Below are 2239 nucleotides of genomic sequence, written 5' to 3' on the forward strand. Positions count from 1 at the left end.
AGATCCAGGACAAACAGCGCGAACTCGCCCAGGAGCGCGCCGAGGCCACCGAGAAGCTCAAGGACCTCGCCTCCACCCGCACCGAGCTGGGCAAGAAGAAGCAGGAAGTCCAGAGCAAGCTCGCCGAGGCGCAGAAGCTGCTCAACTCCCTGACGGCCAAGGAGAAGGCGCAGCTCGCCGCCGACCAGAGCCGCGCCAGCCGGGCCAGCGAGCGCAGCGCCCTGGACGGCAACACGCCCCCCGCCTCCGGCCGGGCCGGCGCCGCCTTCTCCGCCGCCCAGAGCAAGATCGGCTCGCCCTACGTCTACGGCGCCTCCGGCCCGTCCTCCTTCGACTGCTCGGGCCTGACCTCCTGGGCCTACGCGCAGGCCGGCGTCTCGATCCCGCGCACCTCCGAGTCCCAGGCCAACATCGGGACCCGCATCTACTCGCAGAGCCAGCTCCAGGTCGGCGACCTGGTGTTCTTCTACGGCGACCTGCACCACGTCGGCCTCTACGCGGGCAACGGCCAGGTGCTGCACGCCCCGCACACCGGTGCCGTCGTCCGCTACGAGGCGATCGGCAACATGCCCTTCCAGTTCGGCGTCCGCGTCTAGCCGGCGCACGGTCGGCGTACAGCCGTCGTACCGTCCGAACGGGCGAATCGCGGGCAAGCCCGCGGACCCCACGCCCCGCCCATGACCTGCGTCAGAGGCGGGGCGTCGCGTTGTGCGCCCGCGGGAGGCTTTGTCCGCGGTGTGTCCGCACGGCTACTGTCTGGCGCGTTTCCCCCGACCTGGGGCGCACCCGCGCCCCGTCGGTCCGGGGAGGCATTCCGTGCTGGCCAGTGGAGGGAGTTCGGCTTCCCGTGGGGTCCCATCGCCGCCTCGCACCGTCCGGTTTCGACCGGGGTGCGGGCGCCGCATTCTGCGTCCTGTCCGCCGCGGCCGCCGCCCTCGGCGCCCTGCCGGCCACCTCCGCCACGGCCGCCCCGCCCGGCGACACCCGCTCGGAGGTGGACCGCCTCTACGCGGACGCCGAGAAGGCGACCGAGGCCTACGACAAGGCCGACGAGCGCGCCGGCCAACTGCGCCGGCGGGTGCGCGACGCCCAGGACCGCATCGCCCGGCAGCAGCTGCGCGTCAACACCCTGCGCGAGTCGCTCGGTTCGGTGGCCGGGGCCCAGTACCGCTCCGGCGGCCTCGACCCGTCCCTCGCGCTGCTGTTCTCCCGCGACCCGGCCGACTACCTCGACAAGGCGGCGGCCCTGGACCGGATCGGCGCCCACCAGTCCGGCGAACTGCGCGACCTGCAGCGGGCCATGCGCGAACTCGCCCAGGAGCGCGCGGAGGCCACCCGGGCCCTCGCCGGACTCGACCGCAGCCGCACGGCCCTGGTCCGCCACAAGCGGACCGTCGAGGAGAAGCTCGCCCGCGCTCGCCGCCTCCTGGACTCCCTGTCCCCGTCCGAGCGCGAGGCCTACGACCGGGCCTCACGCTCCGGCCGCGACGGCGCCCTGTCCGGGCTGCCCGGCATCGGCGACGACGGCCCGGCCGCCTCCGGCCGTGCGGCCGCCGCGCTCGCCGCCGCCCGCGCCGCACTCGGCCGCCCCTACGTGTGGGGCGCGAACGGCCCCTCCGGCTTCGACTGCTCCGGGCTGATGCAGTGGTCGTACGCGCGGGCCGGGGTGCAGTTGCCGCGCACCTCGCAGGAGCAGCGGTACGCGGGCCGGCAGGTCCCGCTGTCCCGGATCCGGCCCGGGGACCTGGTCGTCTACCGCTCCGACGCCGGCCACGTCGCCATGTACGCCGGCCACGGCCGGGTCATCCACGCCCCCTACCCGGGCGCCCCCGTGCGCTACGACCGGGTGGACATGATGCCGATCTCCTCGGTCACAAGGGTCTGACGGCCGCGCCCCGGCCGCCGTACGATCGGAAAATGGCTGGTCGAAGGCGGGTGTCGGGATCCTCGGGCGTGGCGGTGTGCCTGCTGCTGGCGTCCCTGGCCGGGTGCGGCGGGCAGACCGCGACCGACGCGGCCCGCGACCAGGTGCAGCGGCTGCTCGACCGGCGGGCCGCCGCGGTCCTGCACCACGACCCGGCGGCGTACGCGGCCACCGGCGCCCACGCCCCCTACGCCGCCCTGAAGGCGGTGCCCTTCGCCACCTGGTCCTACCGCGTGACCGCGTTGCGCCGCAGCGGCGGCCACGCCACCGCCGACGCCGAACTGCGCTACCGCGTCAGCGGCTACGACCGGGCGC

Annotated in this window: 2 protein-coding genes and 1 pseudogene; all 3 read left to right on the forward strand. The window is 75.1% G+C overall.

Going from position 1 to position 2239, the window contains the following annotated elements; genetic code table 11:
- Positions 1 to 596 (forward strand): C40 family peptidase (locus tag IE249_RS35895; protein WP_229857247.1); only part of this gene is annotated, 596 nt, incomplete at its 5' end.
- A gap of 251 nt (positions 597 to 847) precedes the next feature.
- A complete protein-coding gene (locus IE249_RS02020) occupies positions 848 to 1885 on the forward strand; it encodes a C40 family peptidase (protein ID WP_189703001.1) in 1038 nt (345 codons plus the stop codon).
- Positions 1886 to 1980: 95 nt separating this feature from the next.
- Positions 1981 to 2239, forward strand: a pseudogene (locus tag IE249_RS35900) (hypothetical protein); the annotation flags it as partial.

Source organism: Streptomyces anandii JCM 4720 (assembly GCF_014650655.1).
GTDB classification, from domain to species: domain Bacteria; phylum Actinomycetota; class Actinomycetes; order Streptomycetales; family Streptomycetaceae; genus Streptomyces; species Streptomyces anandii.